Raw genomic sequence first — 3436 nt, forward strand, 5'->3', positions numbered from 1 at the left:
CGCGCGGCGGCAGCACCACCGACCACCGGATGCCGTCCGGGGTGAGCTCGGCGGCCGGCGCGGGATCGACCGTCGTCGCGCGGGTGAAACCCCGCCGGGCGTACGAGTAGATCAGCCGGCCGCCGGACACCTCGGCCCGGCGGACCGCGTCGGACTTGTCGAAGGCCCGCGCCGAGCGCAGCTCGAACTGGTCGGCGAAGTCGGCCGCCACCTCGTATCCCAATTGGACGGTCAGCGGTGCGGCGGCGAAGCTGGTCAGCTCCAGTGACTCGACCAGCCGGCCCGGACCGACCCGGCGGCGCCGGACCAGCGTGTACGGCGGATCGGTGTGCCGGCCGGTCTCGGGCACGTACACCGTCGAACCGGGATCGCCGCGCAGCACCCGCAGAGACGCCCCGGGTACGGTCAGCACCAGCCGTGACAGGTGCCGGCAGTCGTCGACGAAGAAGCCGTCCGGATCGAGGCCGGTGACGTCGGCGCCGGGGGCGGCAGTGAGCAGGCAGGTGGTGCCGGCGACCATCGAGTGCCCGCTCACGGCGCCCGGATCAGGTCGAGGATCAGCGCCGCCGTCCAGCTGAACTCGTCGGTGCCGTGGCCGGCGCCGGTCAGCGGGTCGAAGTACTCCCGGAAGCCCCCGTCGCGCACCCGGTCGACCAGGCGGTGGCGCAGGTCGTCGGCGAGCGACGGTTCACCGTGCAGGTTCAGTCCGTGCCAGAACAGCCAGCTGGTGTTGATCCAGCCGGGGCCGCGCCAGTAGCGGCCCGGCTCGTGGTCGTGGGCGGTGAGGTCGTACGACGGCAGGGGGCACGCTTCGCCGAGCCGGAACCGGTCGCCGAGCGCCGTCTTGATCAGCTCGGTCGCGACCGGCAGATCCGGCACGACCAGGGGCAGGAGACCGCCGACCGTATGTGACCGGATGAGCGTGCCGGTGTGTGCGTCCCGGGGGAAGAACGTGCCGGCGGCAGGGTCGTACAGGGTCGCGGTCAGGGTGCGGGTGAGCCGGGCGGCGGCGCAGCGGTGCGGCTCGGGGTCACGGCCGAGCTCGGCCGCCATCGACGCGAGCGCGTGCTCGCCCGCGGCCAGCAGCGCGTTGCACAGCGGGTCCTCGACCGCGAAGCCGTGCACCGCCAGCGAGTCGGCGTATCCGGCGTCGCGGTAGTCGCGCGCCAGCCGGACGTAGCGCCCGTAGTCGGCGTCGGTCGGCCGGTCGGCGGCCGCGGCGTGGGCGAGGTCGCGACGGGTGAACTCGCCGGCCGGCACCGGCGTGACCCGCGACAGCGGTGCGTCCCAGGCCGGGCTGTTGTCCATCCCGGACTCCCACGGGTGCACCACCGACATCAGCCCGCTGCCGGTCAGGTCGCGCCGGGTCGCGAGATAGCGGTGCCACGCGACCAGTCGCGGGTAGAGCCTGGGCAGGAATCCACGGGCGCGGGCGGTCGCCGGGTCGGCGCGGTAGGTCAGCCAGGCGGCGAGCGCGTGCGCCGGCGGCTGGACGATGCCGGAGGTCGGCACCGCCGGCGACCCCGGCGCGGTGCCGCTGCGCCAGAACGACGGGCCGGGGAAGTAGGCGTCGGCGGGCACGTGCGGGTCGAAGACGATGTGCGGCACGCGCCCGTCGCGCCACTGGGCGCCGAACAGCGATTCGAGCTCGCGTTGCGCCCGGGCGGGCGACAGGTGGCGCAGCCCGATGGCGATGAAGGCTGAGTCCCAGCTCCACTGATGTGGATAGAGCGATGCGGACGGCACGGTGGCGTGCCGGCGCCAGTTCGTCGCGAGAACCCGCCGTGCGGCCCGGTCCAGATCCTGTCCCGTACGGACCGTCATACCGGCACGCTGACGTCGTGGCGCCGCAGGAAGCCGGGAACGCCGGCGACGGCGGCCGCCGGTTCGCCGCGCAGCCGGCACACCAGCGCCAGATGGCCCTGGTATCCGACGGCGTCGAGAGTGCCGAGCAGGACCGCCCAGTCGAGGTGCCCGGCACCGGGCTGGAAGCGGTTGGAGTCGCTGACCTGCACGTGGCCCAGCCGCTCGGCGGCCCGGACCAGCGCCGAGGTGGGCTCGTCCTCCTCGATGTTCATGTGATAGGTGTCGGCCAGCACCGCCAGCGACGGCAGACCGACCGTGTCGATCAGCTCGACCGCCTGCTCCAGCCGGTTGACCATGTGATCCTCGTACCGGTTGAGCGGCTCCAGGGCGAGCGTCGCGCCCTCGCGCAGGGCGTGCTCGCCGAGCTCGGTGAGGCCGTCGAGCAGGACCGCCCGGTCCTGCTGCTCATTGCGCGGCGGCTCGAACGGCGGCAGCCGGCGGGAGAACATGCCCCAGGAGGCGGGGGTGCAGGCCACCGCGCCCGGACCGCCCACCTCGGCGATCACCGACAGCTGCGACTTGAGCTGGGCGAGGGCGTCGCGGCGCAGATCGGGGTCGAAGGCGGCGAAGAAGTGCGGCATGTCGACGCACACCGACGGCATGGGCACTCCGTCGCCGGCCGCCCGGCGCAGCTCCGACAGGCGGTCGCGGAACGCGAAGCCGCCGCGGGCGCGCAGCTCGATGCCGTCGTAGCCGGCGCCGCGGGCGAACTCGAACTTCTCCTGCAGCGTCCGGCCGGGCAGCAACTGCTCCTGGCAGGAAATCTTGATCATGGGAACGTCAACACCACCTGGAGTGCCTCGTGGGGACTGCGGTCGAGCATGCGGTACGCGGCCGCCGCCTCGTGCACCGGGATGCGGTGGGTGACCAGCCCGACGGGGTCGATCCGGCCGTCCGCGGCGAGCCGCAGAAACGTCTGGTTCAGCCGGACCTGGTCCCAGCGCCCGGCGACGGCCGGCGGCACCCCGCCGATCTGCGAGCAGATCAGGCCGACGCGGTTGTGGTGGAACTCGTCGCCGAGGCGCAGTCCGACGCCGTCGCCCTGGTAGAACCCCGACGCCACCACCCGCCCGCCGACCGCCACCGCGCGGATCGCCTCGTGCAGCGCCGGGTAGGAGCCGCTGATCTCGATCGCCACGTCCGCGCCGCGGCCGTCGGTGAGCTTGCGGATCTGCTGCCCGGCCGTGCCGTCGCGCGCGTCCAGAGCCGCGTCGGCGCCGTACTCCAGAGCCTTCTCGAGGCGGCCGGGCACCGCGTCGACCGCCACCACCGTGCCGCCGGACAGGCGCACGAGCCGGGTGGTGAGCAGGCCCAGTACGCCTTGGCCGAAGACCGCGACGGTCTCCCCGAGGTGGATGTCGGCGGCCAGCACCGCGTTGAGCGCGACCGCGCCGACCCGGGCGAAGGTCGCCGCGATCGGGTCCAGGCCCACCGGGACCGTGCAACCCCGCAGCTTCTCGGCGGGCAGGACGGCCTCGGCGCGGTGCCCCCAGATCCCCCACACGTGCGCGCCGACCGGTGGCAGGCCGGGGTCGTCGGCGACGTCCGGTGCGACCTCGACGACCCGGCC

At 74.0% G+C, this 3436-nt stretch carries 4 protein-coding genes; all 4 read right to left on the reverse strand.

The genetic code is table 11. From position 1 onward, the window contains the following. Positions 1-535 (reverse strand): glycogen debranching N-terminal domain-containing protein (locus tag AB0M20_RS33235; protein WP_364304295.1); only part of this gene is annotated, 535 nt, incomplete at its 3' end. Further along, entirely contained in the window at positions 532-1824 is a 1293-nt protein-coding gene (locus AB0M20_RS33240) for a hypothetical protein (protein ID WP_364304296.1), read from the reverse strand. The genes AB0M20_RS33235 and AB0M20_RS33240, both read right to left, overlap by 4 nt. Next, positions 1821-2639 (reverse strand): sugar phosphate isomerase/epimerase family protein, encoded by an 819-nt coding sequence (locus AB0M20_RS33245; RefSeq protein ID WP_364304298.1) that lies wholly within the window; start codon positions 2637-2639, stop codon positions 1821-1823. The genes AB0M20_RS33240 and AB0M20_RS33245 overlap by 4 nt, the downstream gene beginning before the upstream one ends. Next, positions 2636-3436 (reverse strand): zinc-binding alcohol dehydrogenase (locus AB0M20_RS33250; protein WP_364304299.1); only part of this gene is annotated, 801 nt, incomplete at its 5' end. The genes AB0M20_RS33245 and AB0M20_RS33250, both read right to left, overlap by 4 nt.

It is taken from the genome of Actinoplanes sp. NPDC051633, assembly GCF_040681735.1.
In the GTDB taxonomy this organism is placed as follows: Bacteria; Actinomycetota; Actinomycetes; order Mycobacteriales; family Micromonosporaceae; genus Actinoplanes.

Bases quoted from the DNA above. Each gene is read 5' to 3' on its own strand.
- AB0M20_RS33245 (WP_364304298.1), bottom strand. From the start codon at position 2,639: ATGATCAAGATTTCCTGCCAGGAGCAGTTGCTGCCCGGCCGGACGCTG.
- AB0M20_RS33240 (WP_364304296.1), bottom strand. From the start codon at position 1,824: ATGACGGTCCGTACGGGACAGGATCTGGACCGGGCCGCACGGCGGGTT.